Below are 20,978 nucleotides of genomic sequence, written 5' to 3' on the forward strand. Positions count from 1 at the left end.
CTACTGGTTCTATCTTACTCTTTCTGAACATGAAAATACCCCCATATAGGACTTTTATATTTCATTGTCCTATATGAGGGTAGCATATCATCTTCCCAGGGGTTATTTTTTATGACTTATTTATCATTTTCAATATATTTCTTATTAATGTCTTTCCACATTTCTGTGTCTACACCATCCCATGTAAGTTTATCCGGATTATAGTATGGATCTTTCTTTTCTTTCATCTGTGATTCATAGTCTTTGTAAAGTGCTATTACCTTTGGTGATAACAAAAGAACAACCAGCATATTTACCCATGTACAGCTTCCAAGTGCCAGATCCGATAAGTTCCATGCGATATCTGATTCCAGATTACCCCAGATAAAGATCAGAACAGGCATTGCAATTCTCATGATCCAAGTAACAACTTTACGTATTTTCGCTTTTGAATCACCCTGGAACAGGTACATAGCTGCTGTCTCTGCTTCGTAATAGTAACTGATCAGACAAGTGAATGAGAACAGTGCCAGCATGATCGCAATGAATGTAGGTGCAATCTTGCCCATAACAGTCTTACATGCCAGCTGCACAAAGATCACTCCATTTGTTCCTGCTGCTGCAAGTGCAGGAAGTTCTCCCGAACCACTGCCAACATATCCATTCGCTGTGTTGAAGCAGTCTGTTAACAGAATCATCAGTCCCGATGCGGTACAGATGATAACCGTGTCAAGCCATACACCTGCTGCATTCGCCATGCCCTGTTTTACCGGATGGCTTGTCTCTGCTGCTGCGGCTGTAGGAGAAGCTTCACCCATACCGGATGCACTTGAGAATGTACCTCGCTTAACACCCTGTTGGATGATCACACCGATTGTTCCGCCGAAAACTGCATTCTTGGCAAATGCTGCCGTTACAACCTCTTTGATCAGTCCAGGTACTGCTGTAATATTCATTACAATGATTACAATTGCTGCGATCAGATATACAGTTACCATAAATGGTACAATCATAGATGCAATTGCGCTGATACGTTTCACACCACCGATAACCACAACCGCAAGAATCAGGGCAATCACTAATGCACTTACCCACATTGGAATCTTGATCGCATTGTGGAATCCGTCACAGATTGTATATGTAGCTGCTGCAGGCATAAATACAGAAGTTCCGATCATCAGAATCATGGCCATAAATGCACCATATTTCTTCCAGCCAAGTCCTCTCTCCGCACAGTAAGCTCCTCCGCCACGATACTGTCCGTCAATTCTTGTTTTATAAAGAACTGACAACGTACACTCTGCAAAACATACTGCCGAGTTGGTCATACCTGCAAGAATCATCCAGAACAATGCTCCCGGACCGCCCATGTAAATTGCCACTGCAACTCCGGCTACGTTACCTGTACCGACACGCATTGCCATGGTCGTACAAAATGAACCAAATGCTGAAATTCCCGAATCAGAATCCTGCTTATCGATGATTCTGCTCCACATATCCTTAAAATGTACAAACTGGAAACCGTGTAATCTGATTGTAAAATATAACCCACTTCCTACAATCAGTATCAGCATTCCAACGCCCCAGATGTAACTATTCAAGAAATTCACAACGTTGTTTAAACTGTTTAACATATGATATCCTCCATATCCTTTTGATTTGTTAATTTTATCACAATATTTTCAAAAAATCAACAAATTATTCACAATTGCAGATATGTTTTTGGAATTTTTTTGTTTATTTTTACGCATTCATGTATTATATTATTGATTTTTATGCATTCATGCATTGTTTCCCTTGTTAATTTTAAGACAAAAAGTCCTCTCGGGAATATTATTCTCCCGACAGGACTTTCTGTAATCTTTTTATATTTTTTTGTATCATTTTTTCTTCTTTGGCAGCGACAAGATAATCACACCCGCTATAATTCCGACAAATCCTGCCAGATCCATTCCCGAAAAAGCCACATGCATAAAGAGTACCGACATCACCGTTGCTGTCAGCGGCTCAACCGATGCAAACAAACTTGCCTTGGAACCTCCGATCAGACGAACCCCTTCCATATAACAGCTAAAGGACATTACCGTACCAAATATGATCACGACTGCAATGCAGCCGATACACTGCCAGTCCAAAAGGATATCTCCCGTCATCGTCCATGGCTGCACAAATGGTGTCAGACCGATTCCACTGATCAGCATTCCCCAGCCGACCATGGAAAAGGTTCCATAGATATCCATCATATTACCCGGTACGAGATTATAAAATACCGTTGCGACTGCTGAAGCAAGCCCTAATACTAATGTTGTCTTTGACACACTCAATTGCGTAAGATTGCCGTGCGTTGCCAGAAGAACCGTTCCTCCAAATGCCAATACCAACGCAAGTATCTCATTTCCCTCAGGCAGTTTCCGGTTTCTGATTGCCAGAAGGACCATAATCATAACCGGTGCCGTGTATTGCAGGACTGTCGCAATTCCGGCATTTGAATCCTGTACCGCCATATAATACGTCATCTGACATCCTGCAATACCGATCACTCCATACACCAGCATACGTAACACATGTCTTTTATTTTTCCAGATACGGAAGATTCCATTCTTCTGCACCATATATGCTCTCATCAGCAAAATAATCCCTGCTATGATCAGCCGGACATTAACCAGCCACGGTGCCATCACTCCTTTGTATTCAAACGAATATTTGCCAAATACTCCGGCGAGTCCCCACAGAAAGCCACCCGTAATCGTCAGTGCAGTTCCTCTTACGATCTCTCTCCGGTCCAGCCTGTTCGAAAGCTGTTCCTTGGATACACTGCTTCCCAATCTATCACTTCCTATCTTAATCTTCGATCATCATTTTAATGATTTCTTCATTCGTCTCACGCATACCTTCTTTTCCGAGACGTCCGACATTTCTCAATGTCGCCTCTACACCTTTTGTCACGATTCCATCCCCGCCATAAAATTCCTGACCACGGATATACATATTATATCCAAGGATTCCGGCATCTACTGCCGATGCAATCTTTGCCGCACAGGATGCTTTCGCGCCATCGCAGACGATACCTGATACGATTGCCAGTGCATTGACAACCGTATGGATCACTTCCTCATATCCTCCGCCGCAAAGGTAGGCGATACCTGCTCCCGCTCCTGCTCCCGCATTAACCGCACCGCAATATGCTGACAGACGACCGATCGGTGTCTTCTCATGGATTGCTGTCAGATTGGAAAGTGCAAGTGCACGGTAGAGTTTTTCTTTTTCTACGTTCAACTCCTCCGCATATACCATGACCGGTACCGATACCGTAATTCCCTGATTCCCACTTCCGGAATTGATCACAACCGGCAGTTCACAGCCATTCATACGGGCATCGGATCCTGCTGCCGCCATCGCTTTTGCCCGGGTCTTTACATTGTCATCATCCATATCAAGAAGTACTTTTCCTATATTGGCACCATAATCCCCGCGGATTCCTTCTTTTGCAATTGTATAATTATACTCCATCTGTCTGTCAAGAACTTCTTTAATCTCTTCTACGTCTACTGTATTGATAAAGTCCCAGATATCTTTCATATTTAAAAGACTTCTGTCTGTAAGCCCTTCCTCTTCTTCACCCTTGACTTCTGATTCTTTTACAACTTTCCCATTGTGCTCGATCAGCACAATGTTGGTATGATAATTTGCAATCCTTACTTTTGCATACTCATCTCCGTGATATAACGTGAGTACAATGTCAAATGTGATACCCTGATCCAGATGTTCAACAGTGATTGGTGTATTCTCTAAGAAATCTTTGATTTTTGCCGAATCTTCTTCTGTCGCCTCTGCAATTACTTCCAGTTCTTTGTCCGGATCTCCTGCCACGATTCCTGCGGATACTGCGGCTGGTATCCCTTTCAGATGATTGGTATTCGGAACAATCACTGATTTTACATTCTTAATAATACTGCCACTTGCCCCAATGACAACTCTGTCCGGCAGACATCCGAGTTCTCTTCTGGCTACCGCTGCCGCATAAGCCAACGCAATCGGTTCCGTACATCCCATTGCAGGATGTAATTCTTCTTTTAAAATCTGTATGTACGCCTGATATTTTCGATTTGTCTTTTCCATCTCTCTTTTGTATTCCTTTCTTCTATCTATAATACCATAAAACAATTTTTCCTGAAAACGCATTTTATCTTGTTTTTCTCACTTAGACACTGTATCATCAAATAAACGATTCGTAAAATTTAACTTTTTTATAAAATGATTAAAAATATTTTATGCAAGAAGAACGGAGGAATTATGGATTTTCGTGAAATAAACACATTTATACATGTTGCCAATCAGGAAAGTTTTTCAAAAGCCGCCGATGTTCTCGGTTACACACAGGCTGCCGTCAGTATCCAGATCAAACAGCTGGAATCCGAATTAGGCACCCGGCTTTTTGACCGGATCGGCAAACACATTTCCCTTACACATCAGGGAAATGTATTTTATCAGTATGCTCTGCGCATCACCAGTGAGATTGAAGAAGCAAAAGATGTACTCTCCGGATCCCAGGATCTGAATGGAACACTCAGGATCGGAACGATCGAGTCGATCTGTTCTTCTATTCTGCCGGATATCCTGTCCAGATATCATGCACTTCACCCTGCGGTTGAGATCAGTATCATCACAGATTCCCCGGAAGCTCTTCTTGATATGATGAATAAATCCTGTGTAGATCTCGTCTATTTTATGGATAAACGTATGTACGATCCGAAGTGGGTCAAGATCTTAGAAGAACCGGAAAATATCATTTTCGTTGCAAGTCCGGATCATCCTTGCACCAAAAAAAGTCCTCTGACATTAAATAAAATTATCAGTGAACCTTTTATACTTACCGAAAAAGATGCAAGTTACCGTTTTATTCTGGATCAGTATCTTGCTGCATATGGTCAGGAAATCCATCCACGGGTGGAATCCAGCAGTACCGACTTCATCATTCAGCTTCTGTTGAAAAATGAATTTTTATCTTTTGTTCCTCAGTTTACTGTACAGAATCAGATTGCACAGGGAATCCTGACCCCCATACCGGTCAGTGATTTTGATCTGCATATCTGGCGGCAGATTGTATACCACAAGGACAAACTTCTGACACGGGAGATGAAAGCATTCTTCCAGCTGGTGCAGTAACATTGGAGAAGGGCAGGTTTCCCTGCCCTTCAAACTGTTTTACCGATTTCCGTCAATCTGCAATTTTGCTTAAAATTATCTGTCAATTTCCTTTATTTATCGTTTTTATCACAAATTACTTTCCCTGTTTTTGCATTCTCTTTTTGGATATATTCTTCTAAAGTCGGAAATGCCATTGCTTCCCCGGTACACATTACCAAAAGATCATCCCGGAGTGCTCTTGCTTCTACCGTATCCACTTTTCCAAGTTCTTTCAGCAGGCTAAGACTCTTTTCCTGAATCCCTTCCGATACATCATCCCATTTTTCACGGAATCTGCGCAGCCTGTAGTATACTTCTTTCTCCGATGTATACTTTTTCATAATCTGCAGCATATGCTCTGAACAGCCTTTCAGATCAATGTGGCTGATGATATTTTTCAGATCTACCGCATCGTCCAGCGCATTGTGGCTGACTTCTGTTCCGAGTCCACAGATAATCTTCAGACTTCCAATCCCCGCACTTTGCAGATCCAGCTTTGCCGAATAAGTTCCCTCTATATCCTTGATCATACGAAGGATTCTGTTCACGATCTTTCTGGTCCGTTTCGATATGTCCTTACGATATTCCAGAAGATCCCGCTGTATCACATACTTATCCGGTCCCCATACATAGATCTTTGATACTTCCCACGCTTCCAGCTGCTCTGCGACTTCTTCCATCACAAGTTCATAATCCGGGGCACTTAAGAGATCTTTCCGCTCTATCCCGGTCATCTCCTGAAACCGGTCATGCAATTTATCTTCTGCATAAATATAGGAATGAAATCTTGTTACTTCTTCAAAATTCTTCCCACAGACTACAAACCCAACCGACACAAGCTTGGCCGGCGGTCCTCCTTTTATCTGGGATGTTAAGAATTCCGTATCCAGGAACGCAACCATCTCGTTGTCGAGTTTTTCTGCGATATTAGGTGTGCTTTGTGTGAACGATTTTTTATTTATATTTTTATTTATGCTCTTCTTTGGTTTTTTCCTGATCTTTGCCAATGAAACCACTCCTTGTCATTTCGTTTTGTTCCTTTTGAAATGATACAGGGTGTGAAGGGATTTTGCAAGTATCTTTATTTCTTCCGTTTTATCCAAAATTCTCCGGTTATGTTGTACTCCTCAATTACTCTGTCAAACGGGAACTATCCTGCTTTCACAATATTCACAGCAGTTCCAATTATCACCGCCTCATATGGACGCAATACATTTCCTTCTCTGTCATCCTCATAATTCCGAATCCAGACTTCCCCATCTTTCCACTCATCAAGCAATGGGCAGCTAACTTCCTCATCCGTAAAGTTTGCACATACCAGCATCTTTGTATGCTCATCTGTTCTCGTATAGGTAAAAATCTTCTCATCTTCCGGCAGAAGAAGGTCAAATTTTCCATCCACAAATACTGGATTTTCTTTTCTTAAACGAATCAGCTTCTGATAATAGTAAAATACCGAATTTTCATCTTCCAGTGCCTCTTTGGCATTGATCCTGATATAATTTGGATTCACGGTAAACCATGGTTCTCCTGTTGTGAATCCTCCGTTTTCCTCTCCGCTCCACTGCATTGGAGTGCGGGCATTATCACGGCTTCTTGCGTAAATAGAATGCATGATTTCTTCTGGCTGATATCCTTTTTCCAGACGCTCTTTGTACATATTCAATGTCTCAATATCTTCATAGTCCTCAATGCTGTCAAACTGCACATTCGTCATTCCCAGCTCTTCTCCCTGGTAAATGTAAGGAGTTCCCTGCATTCCATGAAGCATTGTCGCCAGCATTTTTGCCGACTCTTTTCTGTATTTTCCGTCATTTCCCCAGCGCGACACGATTCTGGGAAGATCATGGTTATTCATGAACAGGCTGTTCCATCCTGTCTGATATAAAGTATTCTGCCACTTCGCAAGGCATTTTTTCAGCTTAACCATATTCAATGGAATAGTATCCCATTTTTCCTTTCCTTCTTCCTGATCAAGCATAATATGCTCAAACTGGAAAACCATGGAAAATTCACTTCCATCCGGATTGCTATATTTCTTTGCAATTTCCGGTGTTGCTCCCCAGGCTTCTCCAACAGTGATCATATCACCCTTCTGAAATGTTTCCCTGCTTAATTCACGCAGAAATTCATGCAGCTTTGGTCCATTATTTGTAATTTTAAGATCTGGCTCTTTTGCAATCTGATCGATCACATCCAGACGAAATCCACCTGCACCTTTTTCCATCCACCAGAGAATCATATCATAGAGTTCTCTTCTCACTTTCGGATTCTCCCAGTTCAGATCCGGCTGTTTCACTGAAAACTGATGAAAATAATACTGCCCCAGTTCTGGAACCCACTCCCATGCCGGTCCTCCGAACGCAGAATTCATATCATTTGGATAAACACCCTCTTCTCCGTCACGCCACACATAATAATCATGGTACGGATTGTCTTTACTTTTCTTTGCTTCCAAAAACCATCTGTGTTCATCAGAAGTATGATTCAACACAAGATCCATCATAATTCGAATTCCGCGTTTCTTTGCCTCCACAAATAACTGTTCCATATCTTCCATTGTTCCGAACATCGGCTCAATATCCTGATAATCTGAAATATCGTATCCATTGTCATCCTGTGGCGAACGATACACCGGTGAAAGCCAGATTGCATCTATTCCAAGTTTTTTCAAATAATCCAATCTGCTGATAATTCCCGGAATATCACCGATTCCATCTCCATCCGAATCTTGAAAGCTTTTCGGATAAATCTGATATACAACTGCATTTCTCCACCATTTATTCTTATTTCCCATACTCATTCTCGATATCTCTCCGGCAGATTTTCTGATTCTACCGAGATATCCTCTCCTTTCTAACCATATACCTGGCTTATTTTTTTCTATATTTTAACGGAGAAACTCCATATGTTTTTTTGAAGCTTCTGATAAAATAGCTTACATTCTGATATCCACTCTGCATTGCAATCTCTGTAACAGGAATATCCGTATCTTGTAACAGCTGTTTTGCATGCTCTAATCGTAAATGTGTTATATATTGCGAAAGTGTAATATGAAAATGTTCCTTAAAATATCGCGATATATATTTTTCCGAAAGATGAAACTGCTCACCAAATTCTTTTAATGATATCTTTTCCATAAAATTCTGCTGTATATATGAAATCATTTCTTTTTCTATCGTATTTCTCCCGCTTTTATCATTTTCGATTACAAAGCCCTTCTCCCACATTTCAAGAATAAATTGTAAAAGAATTATTTTTGTTTTTATCTGAGCAGTTATTTGGGACTCAGTTTTCTTGTTTTTTGCCACATATATTTCAACCAACTGCTCACACAGTTCTTTGGCTGTATCTTTTACTTGTGGACTTATCATCAGATGACCATTTTTTAACGGCTCCAGTAATTTCTCATCCAACATGTCATTTATGCAAAAAGATATATATTTTAACGGAAAAAGGAAAGTAAAATAATCCACTGTACCAGTCTGTGAACCCATGAAATGCAGATTGCCCGGCAATACTACAAAAGCATCCCCGGGGGGTCCAATATAATTTTCTCCTGATATACTTACAGTCAAAAATCCACTTTTTACATATATAATTTCTAGTTCATCATGCCAATGAACCGGTATCTGAAATGATCGTCCCTCATTTTTTATATGATATGTACTAAACGGATCATCCTTTGTACCATGTGGTTTATTTTCCTTTAATTCAAAGTACATACTCTCTCCTATACTTCTACAAGACCTTTACTCTTCCATTTTCCACTCTTCCATCTAAGTACCATTCCCACAGCTCTCGCACATTCGTCACCTGCCATAGCAATATATGCTCCTACAGCCAGAAGTCCCATGTGTATTCCGAGAAAATAGGTTCCGCCAACTGCAAACAAATACATAAATATCGCACCTAATATAACCGGAAAAAGTGCGTCTCCGCTCGTTTTTAACGCCTGCCCATATACAAGGTTTGTTACCCTTCCAAGTTCAAGAAATATATCTACTATTAACAACTTTACCACAAGATTTATCATCTGTGAATCATCAGTAAATATATGCACGATAAAATGTCCGGCAAATGCAAAGGTCACGGAAAAGCATGTCGCTGTGATGATACCATATATCGCAGCTTTTCTCGTCCCCCTATTACATTCCTCAAACTCTTTTGCTCCAATTCTCCAGCCGGTCATAATTGCATTTGCCTGAGCAAGGGCAGCTCCCACGCAATACGAGAAATTTGCAATCTGTACAGCATATGAACGCGCTGTAACATTCATTCCATCCACATCCATCTGATTCATAAAACGCACTATAAATGTCATTGCGATGTTGTAAAGTGCTGTTTCAAGCGCAGAAGGAAAACCAATCTTAACAATCTGTGCAAATATCTTTCTTGATGTAATCCGCTCAGGACTCTGTTTTGCTTTTATAAGTACAGCCCCCATGCCGGCTACAATAATAAGATTTACAACTCTCGAAATAACCGTGGCAACAGCAACTCCCATCACACCCCAGTCGAATGCAAATAAGAATACTGAATTAAGTATTATATTGAGAACATTTCCAACAACAGTTCCTATCAAAGAATGTTTTGTATATCCAAACACTCTCAAATAACTGGAAAAAATAGGAATCAGCGCATTTAAAAAACATGCACCTCCGACAATTCTAAGATATATTTCAGCCGGTTCAAGCAAAGCCGGAGCAATACTTACGATTCTAAGTATCCCGCCAGAAAAAGCAGCAAGAATGACAGACATTACGATACCTATCAATGTGTTGAATATAAGTCCAAGTTGTCTTGCCTGATATGCAATTCCCGGTCTTCCGGCTCCGATATTTTGTGACATAACAGCTATCATACCCGATGATATAACCCCAAACATGATAATAAAAACGCCTATATATGTATTTGCTGTTCCCACTGCTCCTACAGCCTGGTCGCTCACAGATGATAACATAAGCGTATCGACCATGCCTGAAAGCATATAAAATAAAGTTTCTAAACATATTGGCACAGATAGCTGTGTTAATGTTTTTCTTTCAGTTTCCATAGTTTTCTCCTCACATACAATTCAAGAATACTATATCAATAATACGATATATTTCTATGTAATTCTTGTATAATATCATGTGAAAATTGCACTATTTCCACTCAATACTCTCGTATATATAACAATACTGCTTCCTTTAATCTCTGGAACTCCTTTATTAAGTACAACTTGAACACTGGACTGATAGCAGACGCAAATTCAAAAGCAATATCTTTATGTGCGAATGTTCCGCCGTATTTACCTCGCTTAATGGTCTGAGCACGAATGTTCTCATGTTCAATCTCTGCCACTGCTGACAGAACAGATATCATTAGCTTCCCGGCATCTTTAGATGAATCAATTCCATCCTCTACACAAATCAGATTCACACCAAAATTCTGCATATTTCCTAAGTTTGTCCTTCTGTGCCTCCAAGCTGTAACCCTCAACCTGAATTGCTGTTGATACACGAGTATATATATAGCATTTTGTTTTCTTTTCCAATACATTCACTTCCCTCTATTGTGGTAAAATCAACGTTGGGTTTTTTAACAGTGTGGCAATAACCGGGGCATATTTAGATATTCCATAATCTTCAACAATACTGGTTATTCTAGCGCCTGCATCCTTTGATGAAGCACCACATAAGAAAACTCTTTCATCATCAGTTCCATAATCCAACACTATAAATCGATCATGAAATATACCGCCTGTCTTTTTCATTGATATTTTTACGGATGGATATTCTTTGCAAAAATCCGTAAATTCTATATTATGAAGTTTATTATTGCCAACATTATCGCTGAATAAGGTAATATTTACTCCTGTAGGAGAATTTTTAAGATGTACCAGCGTTCTTAATCCAATATAATTGTCAACGACATATATTGACGACTTTGCCTGCTTATAGATGGACTCATATACCTCATCTGCACTACTAAATTTTGCATTAAACATGAGCCACTTTTCATCATCATCTGAAACAAAGCTGTTCATCATATCCGCCAACTCAGATTTGGTCACAACATCCTTCAAGCCTTCTGCAACATCTGAAATCTGCTTTTCAAGAGATATCATATCTGAGTTGATTTTGTTAATTTCTATTCTGTTGTTAGCAGTTTCCATGCTTAACTGAAGAATTTCCCGCTGACCTATAAGATCACGATTTTCTAATATGTAATCTTTCATTTTCTTAAAGGTTCTTATTAATGCCTTGCTCTGCTTAACAGCCAACGGTCCTTTCAAGACAGTCATCAACATATATAATCCTTGCTCTGTAAATACATGAGGATTATAACGACTTTTTGAACTTATATTTGCGGTACAATTTTTGTACCGCAAATCTTCTAATTCCTCATCTGTCAATTCAAACATAAAATCTTCATCAAATTTTTCAATATTATTTTTTACCTGTCTATTAAATCCCTTCGTATCATAGCCATATATCTCTGCTAAATCAGCATCAAGCAATACCCTTTTACCCCTAATTTTATACAGTTTTTCTTTTAGATATTCTTCTGTTACTTCTATTACTGCAACATCGATTTCTTTCTTTTTATCTTCTGCCATAAAACTCCTCCATCCATTTTGCGGTCAAAAAAATTGTCCGCAACTCTCATATTACATATTGCTGACGTCAGTAAAATGGTCTATTCCTCTTTTTTCTTCATTTTGTCATAATACGCTTTATACCTATAAATCGTCCGCTCACTGACATTGTTCCGCTTCGCAATTTCTATCATCGTCATACCACTCTCATATCCAATGACAAAATCATTATAAATTGCCATCCATTTGGCGTTATGTTTCTGCCGCCCGCTTAATTTACGATTTCTGTAATACTCCAATTCCTCCCGAAGTTCTGCATTCTCTTTTTCCAACTCCTCAATTCTTTTTAACGCCTCTTCAAGTGTTACAGATTTCTCCATTATCCTGTCCTCCGTTCATGTCATTTTCATTTTGTCTATATTATATATATCTGTGTTTCTTTAGTCAATCCGATTATGTCATGTTGCGTCATTTTTTACAATATCTTTCATACAATCGAAATACCGCTGATATCGTTTACAGGCTAACATTGCAGACCTACGTGCATGATACTGAAAAGATGGTTGGACGTTCTGTTGATCTCTTTGAAAAAACAACACAAGCAAAAACGTCATAAATAAAATATTGGGAGTGAATCCGCTGATTGTTCAGCGTGTTCACTCCCTTTTCTTTGTTCAGTAATGATTTTAAAAATTGCGGTGGCAAATGGGTGGCAAATAGACTGAACCACACCTATAAAACCGCCTATTTCCGTGATAATAAGCACACAGTTTCCACGTGCACCGTATGCGGAAACTGATCCACCGGCGTCACATCCTTAAGTTCATATCCCTTTGCTCTTAAGAACTTCACATCCCTCGCAAGCGTTGCACTGTCGCAGCTTACATACACAACTTTCTCCGGCTGCATATCCACGATCGTCTGAAGCAGGGATTCCTCACAGCCCTTTCTCGGCGGATCGACCACGATCACATCAGCGTGCGCCGTCTCTCCGTTATGTGTCTTTTCATATTCTTTATAATATTCCGGCAGAACTTCTTCTGCCTTGCCTACATAGAATTCCGCATTCGTAATGTTATTAATCTTCGCATTATTCTTCGCATCGTCAATGGCCTGAGGTATAATCTCTACACCATATACCTGCTTTGCTTTCTTCGCAAGGAACAGGGAAATGGTTCCGATTCCGCAGTACAGATCCCACACTGTCTCATTGCCTGTAAGACCTGCATAGTCCAGTGCCAGTCCGTATAACTTCTCTGTCTGGACCGGATTCACCTGGTAAAATGACAGAGGGGAAATCTGATACTTGATCTCACCGATATAGTCTGTAATGAACTCCTGCCCCCACAAAAGGCGGATCGTATCACCCATGATCACATTCGTCTTCGCCGTATTCGTACAGAGTGTGATACTTGTCATGCCCGGAATCTGACGGAGACGTCCGACCAGATCATGGCAGTGTGGAATGGTCTTTCCATTAATGACCAGACATACCATGATCTCATCCGTTTTAAATCCGTAACGGAGCAATACATGGCGCACCAGTCCCTTATGTTTCACTTCATCGTATGCCGGAATTTCAAATTCTTCCATAAAATCCAGGATACAGTTCAGGATCTCTCCATTCACTTCCACACCAAGTACACAGTCTGTATTCCTGATAATGCTGTGTGTTCTGCCGGCATAGAATCCTGCGGTCACTCTTCCGTCTTTGTCTGTTCCAATCGGAAACTGTGCCTTATTACGGTAGCGGAACGGCTGCATCCCTTCCTCGTCCATACCGACAACCGGGTGCATGATCTGATCCAGAAGTTCACCCGGAACTTCTCCGATCCGCTCCAGATTGCCGCGTACCTTAGATTCTTTAAATGCAAGCTGTGCCGGATACTTCATCTCCTGAATCTGACAGCCGCCGCATTTTCTTGCCATCGGACAGACCGGCTCTTCCACACGGTCCTTCGACGGAGTCAGAACCTTCATCAGGCGGGCATAGCCGTAATTCTTCTTGGCTTTCATGACCTTTGCCTCTACAACATCCCCTATAATGGCATCTTTGATGAACAGTGTATACCCGTCTACCTTGCCGATGCCTTCTCCTCCGACTCCGATATCTTCAATTTTAACCTTTACTACTTCATTCTTCTGCATCATTAGATAACTGTCTTTCTGATATTTGATTCGAACAGGCGGTTATATCCCAGCCAGTCATTACCTTTTTTATCTTTGAATAACTCTGTCAGAGTCTGCATCTTCGCATCCGCATTGTCGGCAAGATTCAGGGCCATCGCCTCGGCAAGTGCCGGTTTCTTTGGGGAACCGTATTCCAGTTCTCCATGGTGTGCAACAATACAGTGTTTTAATTCGTTCGCAAGTTTCTCCGGAAAATCCGAGATATTGCGGACTGCATCTCCGATCATCTCCACACCGATCACGATATGTCCCAGAAGCTGTCCTTCGTCTGTGTAATCATTTTCCGGGAAAGATGACAATTCCTTCGTCTTTCCGATATCGTGACAGATTGCCGCCGTGAAAAGCAGATCCTTATTCAGGATCGGATATGCCCCTGCCATGTAATCACAGAACTTCACAACACTCAGTGTATGTTCCAGAAGTCCTCCGGCAAACCCGTGATGTACCGTCTTCGCTGCCGAATGTCCCTTGAAATTACGGATAAATGTCTCGTCTTTTATAAAATAATGATCCAGTACTTGTCTCAGATACTGGTTGTCTACTTTCTTAATGTATCCAAGCAGTTCCTCATACATGCCATCTGTACTTTTCTCTGTTGTCGGCATATAATCGGCCGCGATGTATTCGCCTTCCTGCACCTTTCTGATCTGCTTGATATTCATCTGCAGATTATTGTTATAGCTGATGATCTCACCATATACCTCAATGAAATCCAACTCGTCATAGTCTGCGATCCCACCGGAATTCGGATCCCACACTTTTCCGTCCAGTGTTCCGGTCTTATCCTGAAGGATCAGATTATCATACGGTCTTCCATTTCTGGTCTCCGCCGAACGCTTTCCTTTACACAAATATACATTTCTGATCGTTTCCCCTTCGTGAAGGGTATTGATATATCTCATCTTATTTCCTCTTTCTATATTCTATATCTTTATTTTACAACTGTCCCGGCACCAAAACATCCAGTCCGGCAGACTACTCCTTACTTCCGACTGTCACGTCAAAGGAAATGTCCACATAACCACCGGATCCCTGTCTCTGTCCTTTGAGTCTGATCTTACTGCCGCTTTTCTGATCCCGCAGTACACTCTGGTAGGCTGATAGTGATGCTATCTTCTTCCCTGCTGCCTCCGTAATGATATCTCCACTCTGGATCCCTGCTGCCATTGCCGGTGAATCCGTCTCTACGGTCCGGACATACACGCCTTCGGGAATTCCCTGCGCTTCGATTTCTGCCGTCACATCCAGTCCACGGATGCCGATATATGGCACCGCCTGACCGTTGGATAACAGTTCAATCTCTGATTTCAATCCTGAGATTCCATAACCAGTCACCAGTTCTTTGCTGCTGTTTCCGGATATGCCCTGGTCAATAATTCCAACCACTTCGCCCGACAGGTTGATGATCACACCTGTCCCGTCCTCTGCCGCACCAATGTCTGTACAAAGAAGCGGATAACTTCCGTCATCACCGTCCAGTTCATTTCTGCTGCTCGCAATTGTTCCGAATCCAACCGCTCCCGCATAACCGAACGGTTTTCCAAGAACCACCACAGCATCTCCTTTCTGTACCGAACCGGAACTGCCAAGAGTTGCAATACTGATCTGCTGCCATGTTGACTGCGCGATGCTGCTTTTGGCTACAGCATAAATCGCAAATCCAAGACTTTCATCCTTCTTCTTCACAGAAGCCTGCTTCGTTGTCCCATCTGCGAATCTGATATGGATCTCTTTTGTATCTCTTAATATAGAAGTCTTTCCGTATATCAGAAGTTCCTGGCCATTATCCGCAATGATCAGTCCGGACACACTGTTCTTATTATCATAAGATTCTTCCGTCCAGTCCTGCTCTCCCGAGATACCGATGACCTCAACTACCGATTTTTCGGCTTCGGATGCTACTGAATTCATTGCTTTCTGAAGTTCTCTGTAACTGTCAATGCCAAGCGTCTGTACTGTACTGTCATTGCCGGTATCTGCAGTGGTTTCATCCGACTTTTCTTCCTCTTTTTCTTCCGGTATTACAACTTCCTGTGAATCTCCGGGAAACTTTTCATCAAGCCATGGCCTGAGCGCAGAAAAACTAATGCAGGCACACACACCGAACGCCACTCCAAGTCCTGCGATCCGAAGCAGATCTTTACGGTACTTTTTCCCGCGGCTGTTCTCATCTTTGATTGTTTCCTGCATAAATAAATACTCTGATTTTTCAGTTTTATTTCCAGGTTCGCCCTGTTCATTTTTCAGATGTTTCTGCTCATCCATCAGCTCTTCCGTCTCCTTTACAATCCTTTTTATAGTATACCGTATGGAATGGGAATGTTCAATATTATCCTTTTCTTTATAGCGTAAATAAGGTAGAATAGTTACTGACTAGAATTACTGTACATACAGTAACATAGAATAGATCCAGGTGAAAAACATGAATAAAAAAACATTAACGAAATTAGAGTATCATAAAATTATTGACATCTTAATAGAACAGGCAACCTCTTTCGGCGGCAAAGAACGCTGCAAAAGATTGAAACCCATGACATCTCTTCCGGATATCAATACTGCACAGGAACAAACTGCCGCCGCATTTACCCGTATCATCAGAAAGGGGCGTCCTTCTTTCGGAAGCTGCAACCCGGTCGGGGAATCTTTAAAGCGTCTGGAAGTCGGTGCAGCTCTTGGAAGCGGGGAACTCCTGCGCATCTGCAAGCTTTTGGAAAATGCAGGGCAGATCAAAGCCTACGGCCGTCATGAGACTGTAGACGATGCGGAAGATTGTCTGGATATATTTTTCCAGCAGATTGAGCCGCTGACACTGATCAGCACCGAGATACGCAGATGTATCATTGACGAAGATGAGATCAGCGATGATGCCAGCAGCACTCTGAAGCAGATCCGCCGCTCCATGAACCAGATCAACGATAAAGTACATTCTACCTTATCTTCTCTGGTCAATGGTTCACTCCGCACCTATCTGCAGGATTCGATCATCACAATGCGCGGGGACCGCTACTGTATCCCGGTCAAAGCCGAATACCGGAGCCAGGTATCCGGTCTGATCCACGATCAGTCTGCCACGGGCTCTACCCTGTTCATCGAACCAATGTCTGTTGTAAAACTGAATAATGACCTGAAAGAACTTTACGGCAAAGAGCAGGAAGAGATACAGATAATCCTTGCACGCTTAAGTGCCGATGTCGCAGAATATACAGAGTCCATCCGCACCGACTATAAAATCATGACGGAACTGGACTTCATTTTCGCAAGAGGGAACCTTGCAATTCTTATGAACGCAAGTAAGCCTGTCTTCAATACAAAGGGAAAAATCCATATCCGCGAAGGACGTCATCCTCTGTTAGATAAGAAGAAAGTCGTTCCGATCACCGTCACTCTCGGTGACACTTTCGACCTTCTGATCGTAACCGGACCAAACACCGGCGGTAAGACTGTTTCCTTAAAAACGGTCGGATTATTTACCCTGATGGGACAGGCGGGACTTCATATCCCTGCACTGGACCGTTCGGAGCTGGCTCTTTTTGAAAATGTATATGCCGATATCGGGGATGAACAAAGTATTGAGCAGAGCCTCAGTACTTTCTCCTCTCACATGACGAACATCGTCTCATTCTTAAAACATGTAGATGAACATTCTCTGGTGCTGTTCGATGAGCTGAACGCAGGAACCGACCCTACTGAAGGTGCCGCTCTCGCGATCGCCATCTTAAACTATCTCCATCAGCGAGGTATCCGCACCATGGCAACCACTCACTACAGTGAGCTGAAAGTCTTCGCCCTTTCCACACCAGGTGTTGAGAATGCCTGTTGTGAATTTGATGTCGAGACGCTCAGTCCGACTTACCGTCTTCTGATCGGTATCCCGGGAAAGAGTAATGCGTTTGCCATCGCAGGAAAGCTTGGCCTTCCTGATTACATCATCGATGATGCCAGAACACACCTGACCGAACAGGATGAATCCTTCGAAGACTTGTTAACCGATCTCGAGACAAGTAAGCGTACTATCCGGAAAGAACAGGAAGAAATCGAGCACTACAAACGTGAGCTGGAACGTCTCGAAGAAGAGACCCGGCAGAAACGTGACAAATTAGAAGAACAGCGCGACCGCATCATCCGTGAAGCCAATGAAAAAGCGCATGAGATTCTGGCCGATGCCAAGGAAACCGCCGATGAGACGATGCGTAACTTCCACAAGTTCGGCAAGGCAAATATTTCCGTTGCCGAGATGGAAAAAGAACGTGAACGTCTCCGTAAGAAAATGAATGCCACACAGAATTCCATGAAGACGGATGCGAAAAAACCGAAAAAGACTTACAAAGCCAGTGATTTCAAGTTGGGTGAATCTGTCAAAGTACTCAGCATGAACCTGACCGGATCTGTCACTTCACTTCCGGATGCCAAAGGAAATGTCACCGTGCAGATGGGAATCTTGCGCTCCACAGTCAATATTTCCGATCTGGAGATCATCGACGAAGCGCCGGCATATTCATTTGCCGGAAGAACTCGTCAGACCGGCAAAGGTAAAGTTAAAATGGGCAAATCCCTTGCGATCAGTCCGGAGATCAACCTTCTTGGAAAAACGGTCGATGAGGCGGTGGCCGAACTGGATAAGTATCTGGATGATGCATCGCTTGCACATCTCAGTTCCGTAAGAATCGTTCACGGAAAAGGTACCGGGGCCTTAAGAGCCGGTATCCACAAATATCTGAAGCGGCAGAAACATGTCAAATCATTCCGTCTTGGGGCTTTCGGCGAGGGTGACGCAGGCGTAACCATTGCCGAACTGAAATAAAACAAAAAATGCATATGGGAGGCGTATACATCTATGAATAAACAGAAAATACTGATCGTCGATGACGATGAAAATATTGCCGAACTGGTCTCTTTATATCTGGCCAAAGAATGCTTTGATACCATGATGGTCCACGACGGCGAACGGGCACTGATTGCCTTTGATACTTACAAACCGAATCTGGTCCTTTTAGATCTTATGCTGCCTGGTATCGATGGATATCAGGTCTGTCGTGAGATCCGCACCAGATCCAACACCCCGATCATCATGCTCTCAGCCAAAGGCGAAGTATTCGACAAGGTACTTGGTCTTGAACTCGGCGCAGATGATTATATTATGAAACCATTCGATGCCAAAGAGCTTGTTGCCCGCGTAAAAGCTGTTTTACGCCGCTATCAGGTTGGTTCAAAACCTGAGACCCCTCAGGCAGATAAGGGAAAATGTGTCGAATATCCAGGAATTGAGATCAATCTGACTAATTATTCTGTCATTGTTGACGGACATACCGTTGAGATGCCGCCGAAGGAACTGGAACTTCTTTATTTCCTCGCATCTTCTCCAAATCAGGTCTTCACCAGAGAGCAGCTGCTGGATCAGATCTGGGGATACGAATACATCGGCGATACCCGTACCGTAGATGTGCATATCAAACGTCTCCGCGAGAAGATCAAGGATCACAACGGCTGGAGTCTCAGCACCGTATGGGGAATCGGTTATAAATTTGAAGTAAAATAACAGCGGGTAGATATCATGAAAAGTACATTATATTTAAAATTCATATTTATCTATATCATATTCGGATTCTTAAGCCTTTTTACAGCCGCAACGCTGACAGAGAATCTGGTCCGTACACCGATCTTTAACCGTGTAAGTAACAGCATGTACCGGGAAGCTACGATGGTTGCCACAAGCTATCTTCCCGGTTATTTTTCCGGTGAATTGCAGGAATCCGATACACAGATGATCTTATCCGGGATTGAGACCCAGCTGGATGCCGCAGTCTGGTTCGTTTCCAGGGACGGAAAACTGATCGCCTCCGCTCATTCCGGTGAGTACCCATCCGCTCCGGATACGATCAAGGATTTTGATCCTGCCGAATCCGGAAGTGACCGTTCACAGACCGGTGATTATCACGGATATTTCGACAATGATGTCATCACTGTGACCGTTCCGGTAACTTACGGGTATTTTCCAAAAGGTTATCTGATGATCCATCAGTACACTACCGTCGTTGATACTATGACGGATATATTGATGCGTGGTGTATATATCACATTTATCGTGATCTTCCTGCTCTCGTTCATTATCCTGCTGGCATTCCATTTCCTTGTCTACCGCCCGCTTCACAAGATCACCGAAGCTGCAACACAGTATGCTTCCGGCAATCTGGAGTATGAGATTCCGGTCACGGCCGAAGACGAGATGGGTTATCTGTCTGCATCACTGAACTATATGTCTTCACAGCTTCGTGATATGGAAGATTACCAGAAGAAATTTGTGGCAAATGTATCCCACGATTTCCGTTCTCCGCTTACTTCCATCAAAGGGTATATAGAAGCTATGACAGACGGAACTATCCCACCCGAATTACATGAGAAGTACCTGAAGATTATCTTATTTGAAACGGAACGTCTGACAGACCTTACACATGATCTGCTGACATTAAATGAATTCGACACCAATCACCTGCTTCTCAACCGGGAAGTATTCGATATCCACGAGATGATCAAACACGTGGCAGCATCCTTCGAGGGAGTCTGCACCCAGAAAAAGATCTCTATTGAACTGGTCTTCGCAACAAAGCATCTGAATGTAAATGCCGACAAACGTAAAATCCAGCAAGTCTTATACAACCTGCTGGACAATGCCATTAAATTCAGCGATCCGGATTCTATTATTACCATCGAAACAACAGACCGCGGCGAAAAAGTATATACAGCAGTCAAAGATAATGGGATCGGAATTCCAAGAGCGGCACTCGGAAAAATCTGGGAACGTTTTTACAAAAGTGATCTCTCCCGCGGGAAGGATAAGAAAGGCACCGGTCTTGGACTTGCGATCGTGAAAGAAGCGGTGCAGGCACATGGTGAGAACATCACTGTAGTGAGTACGGAAGGAGTAGGAACAGAGTTTTCATTTTCACTTCCGAAAGCTGCAGGTTAATGTGACAGGGAATGTTTCCTGATCTCCATAAAAAGAAAGTCACTTCTGCTCATATTCACAGAAATGACTTTCTTT

Annotated in this window: 16 protein-coding genes and 1 pseudogene; 4 read left to right on the forward strand and 13 right to left on the reverse strand. The window is 42.4% G+C overall.

Annotated elements, in window-relative coordinates; genetic code table 11:
• Window positions 1–116: 116 nt before the first annotated feature.
• From OCV72_RS11200 to OCV72_RS11210, 3 genes are all read right to left on the reverse strand, one after another.
• Window positions 117–1,613: an alanine/glycine:cation symporter family protein gene (locus OCV72_RS11200; RefSeq protein ID WP_055283846.1), complete on the reverse strand. Its 1,497-nt coding sequence runs from the start codon at window positions 1,611–1,613 to the stop codon at window positions 117–119.
• Between the two features lie 246 nt (window positions 1,614–1,859).
• Window positions 1,860–2,804 (reverse strand): DMT family transporter, encoded by a 945-nt coding sequence (locus OCV72_RS11205; protein WP_055283848.1) that lies wholly within the window; start codon window positions 2,802–2,804, stop codon window positions 1,860–1,862.
• A gap of 16 nt (window positions 2,805–2,820) precedes the next feature.
• The gene (locus tag OCV72_RS11210; RefSeq protein ID WP_055283963.1) at window positions 2,821–4,098 is read right to left on the reverse strand and encodes an L-cysteine desulfidase family protein; all 1,278 of its coding nucleotides are present in this window, start codon (window positions 4,096–4,098) and stop codon (window positions 2,821–2,823) included.
• Window positions 4,099–4,272: 174 nt separating this feature from the next.
• Here OCV72_RS11210 and OCV72_RS11215 point away from each other — a divergent pair, with 174 nt between their 5' ends.
• A complete protein-coding gene (locus tag OCV72_RS11215; RefSeq protein WP_055283850.1) occupies window positions 4,273–5,145 on the forward strand; it encodes a LysR family transcriptional regulator in 873 nt (290 codons plus the stop codon).
• A 92-nt stretch (window positions 5,146–5,237) separates the two neighbouring features.
• Here OCV72_RS11215 and OCV72_RS11220 read toward each other — a convergent pair whose 3' ends face one another.
• From OCV72_RS11220 to OCV72_RS11265, 10 genes and pseudogenes are all read right to left on the reverse strand, one after another.
• A complete protein-coding gene (locus tag OCV72_RS11220) occupies window positions 5,238–6,173 on the reverse strand; it encodes an exonuclease domain-containing protein (protein ID WP_055283852.1) in 936 nt (311 codons plus the stop codon).
• Window positions 6,174–6,316: 143 nt separating this feature from the next.
• Window positions 6,317–7,963, reverse strand: coding sequence for a glycoside hydrolase family 13 protein (locus OCV72_RS11225; protein ID WP_155515232.1), 1,647 nt, complete (start codon window positions 7,961–7,963; stop codon window positions 6,317–6,319).
• 76 nt (window positions 7,964–8,039) lie between these two features.
• A complete protein-coding gene (locus tag OCV72_RS11230; RefSeq protein ID WP_055283858.1) occupies window positions 8,040–8,891 on the reverse strand; it encodes an AraC family transcriptional regulator in 852 nt (283 codons plus the stop codon).
• Between the two features lie 8 nt (window positions 8,892–8,899).
• The gene (locus tag OCV72_RS11235; protein ID WP_055283860.1) at window positions 8,900–10,222 is read right to left on the reverse strand and encodes an MATE family efflux transporter; all 1,323 of its coding nucleotides are present in this window, start codon (window positions 10,220–10,222) and stop codon (window positions 8,900–8,902) included.
• A 158-nt stretch (window positions 10,223–10,380) separates the two neighbouring features.
• A pseudogene (locus tag OCV72_RS11240) lies at window positions 10,381–10,705 on the reverse strand (KilA-N domain-containing protein); the annotation flags it as partial.
• 15 nt (window positions 10,706–10,720) lie between these two features.
• The gene (locus OCV72_RS11245; RefSeq protein ID WP_055283867.1) at window positions 10,721–11,770 is read right to left on the reverse strand and encodes an ORF6N domain-containing protein; all 1,050 of its coding nucleotides are present in this window, start codon (window positions 11,768–11,770) and stop codon (window positions 10,721–10,723) included.
• A gap of 80 nt (window positions 11,771–11,850) precedes the next feature.
• The gene (locus OCV72_RS11250; RefSeq protein ID WP_055283868.1) at window positions 11,851–12,129 is read right to left on the reverse strand and encodes a helix-turn-helix domain-containing protein; all 279 of its coding nucleotides are present in this window, start codon (window positions 12,127–12,129) and stop codon (window positions 11,851–11,853) included.
• 364 nt (window positions 12,130–12,493) lie between these two features.
• A complete protein-coding gene (rlmD, locus tag OCV72_RS11255; protein WP_055283966.1) occupies window positions 12,494–13,897 on the reverse strand; it encodes a 23S rRNA (uracil(1939)-C(5))-methyltransferase RlmD in 1,404 nt (467 codons plus the stop codon).
• 2 nt (window positions 13,898–13,899) lie between these two features.
• Entirely contained in the window at window positions 13,900–14,841 is a 942-nt protein-coding gene (locus OCV72_RS11260) for a 3'-5' exoribonuclease YhaM family protein (RefSeq protein ID WP_055283871.1), read from the reverse strand.
• Window positions 14,842–14,914: 73 nt separating this feature from the next.
• On the reverse strand, window positions 14,915–16,204 hold the full coding sequence (locus OCV72_RS11265; protein ID WP_055283874.1) for a S1C family serine protease: 1,290 nt from the start codon (window positions 16,202–16,204) through the stop codon (window positions 14,915–14,917).
• Between the two features lie 157 nt (window positions 16,205–16,361).
• On the opposite strand from OCV72_RS11265, the gene OCV72_RS11270 reads away from it, so the two are divergent.
• Genes OCV72_RS11270 through OCV72_RS11280 form a run of 3 tightly spaced genes read left to right on the forward strand, consistent with a single transcriptional unit; the run spans window position 16,362 to window position 20,903 of the window.
• The gene (locus OCV72_RS11270; RefSeq protein ID WP_055283877.1) at window positions 16,362–18,740 is read left to right on the forward strand and encodes an endonuclease MutS2; all 2,379 of its coding nucleotides are present in this window, start codon (window positions 16,362–16,364) and stop codon (window positions 18,738–18,740) included.
• 33 nt (window positions 18,741–18,773) lie between these two features.
• Window positions 18,774–19,475, forward strand: a complete 702-nt coding sequence (locus tag OCV72_RS11275; protein ID WP_028088555.1) for a response regulator transcription factor — start codon at window positions 18,774–18,776, stop codon at window positions 19,473–19,475.
• Between the two features lie 15 nt (window positions 19,476–19,490).
• Window positions 19,491–20,903, forward strand: a complete 1,413-nt coding sequence (locus tag OCV72_RS11280; protein ID WP_055283879.1) for a sensor histidine kinase — start codon at window positions 19,491–19,493, stop codon at window positions 20,901–20,903.
• Window positions 20,904–20,978: the final 75 nt, after the last annotated feature.

This window comes from Dorea amylophila, from assembly GCF_025567265.1.
GTDB classification, from domain to species: Bacteria; Bacillota; Clostridia; order Lachnospirales; family Lachnospiraceae; genus Dorea_A; species Dorea_A amylophila.

Bases quoted from the DNA above. Each gene is read 5' to 3' on its own strand.
- OCV72_RS11200 (WP_055283846.1), bottom strand. From the start codon at position 1,613: ATGTTAAACAGTTTAAACAACGTTGTGAATTTCTTGAATAGTTACATC.
- OCV72_RS11210 (WP_055283963.1), bottom strand. From the start codon at position 4,098: ATGGAAAAGACAAATCGAAAATATCAGGCGTACATACAGATTTTAAAA.
- OCV72_RS11215 (WP_055283850.1), top strand. From the start codon at position 4,273: ATGGATTTTCGTGAAATAAACACATTTATACATGTTGCCAATCAGGAA.
- OCV72_RS11225 (WP_155515232.1), bottom strand. From the start codon at position 7,963: ATGGGAAATAAGAATAAATGGTGGAGAAATGCAGTTGTATATCAGATT.
- OCV72_RS11230 (WP_055283858.1), bottom strand. From the start codon at position 8,891: ATGTACTTTGAATTAAAGGAAAATAAACCACATGGTACAAAGGATGAT.
- OCV72_RS11235 (WP_055283860.1), bottom strand. From the start codon at position 10,222: ATGGAAACTGAAAGAAAAACATTAACACAGCTATCTGTGCCAATATGT.
- OCV72_RS11245 (WP_055283867.1), bottom strand. From the start codon at position 11,770: ATGGCAGAAGATAAAAAGAAAGAAATCGATGTTGCAGTAATAGAAGTA.
- OCV72_RS11250 (WP_055283868.1), bottom strand. From the start codon at position 12,129: ATGGAGAAATCTGTAACACTTGAAGAGGCGTTAAAAAGAATTGAGGAG.
- rlmD (WP_055283966.1), bottom strand. From the start codon at position 13,897: ATGCAGAAGAATGAAGTAGTAAAGGTTAAAATTGAAGATATCGGAGTC.
- OCV72_RS11260 (WP_055283871.1), bottom strand. From the start codon at position 14,841: ATGAGATATATCAATACCCTTCACGAAGGGGAAACGATCAGAAATGTA.
- OCV72_RS11265 (WP_055283874.1), bottom strand. From the start codon at position 16,204: ATGGATGAGCAGAAACATCTGAAAAATGAACAGGGCGAACCTGGAAAT.
- OCV72_RS11270 (WP_055283877.1), top strand. From the start codon at position 16,362: ATGAATAAAAAAACATTAACGAAATTAGAGTATCATAAAATTATTGAC.
- OCV72_RS11275 (WP_028088555.1), top strand. From the start codon at position 18,774: ATGAATAAACAGAAAATACTGATCGTCGATGACGATGAAAATATTGCC.
- OCV72_RS11280 (WP_055283879.1), top strand. From the start codon at position 19,491: ATGAAAAGTACATTATATTTAAAATTCATATTTATCTATATCATATTC.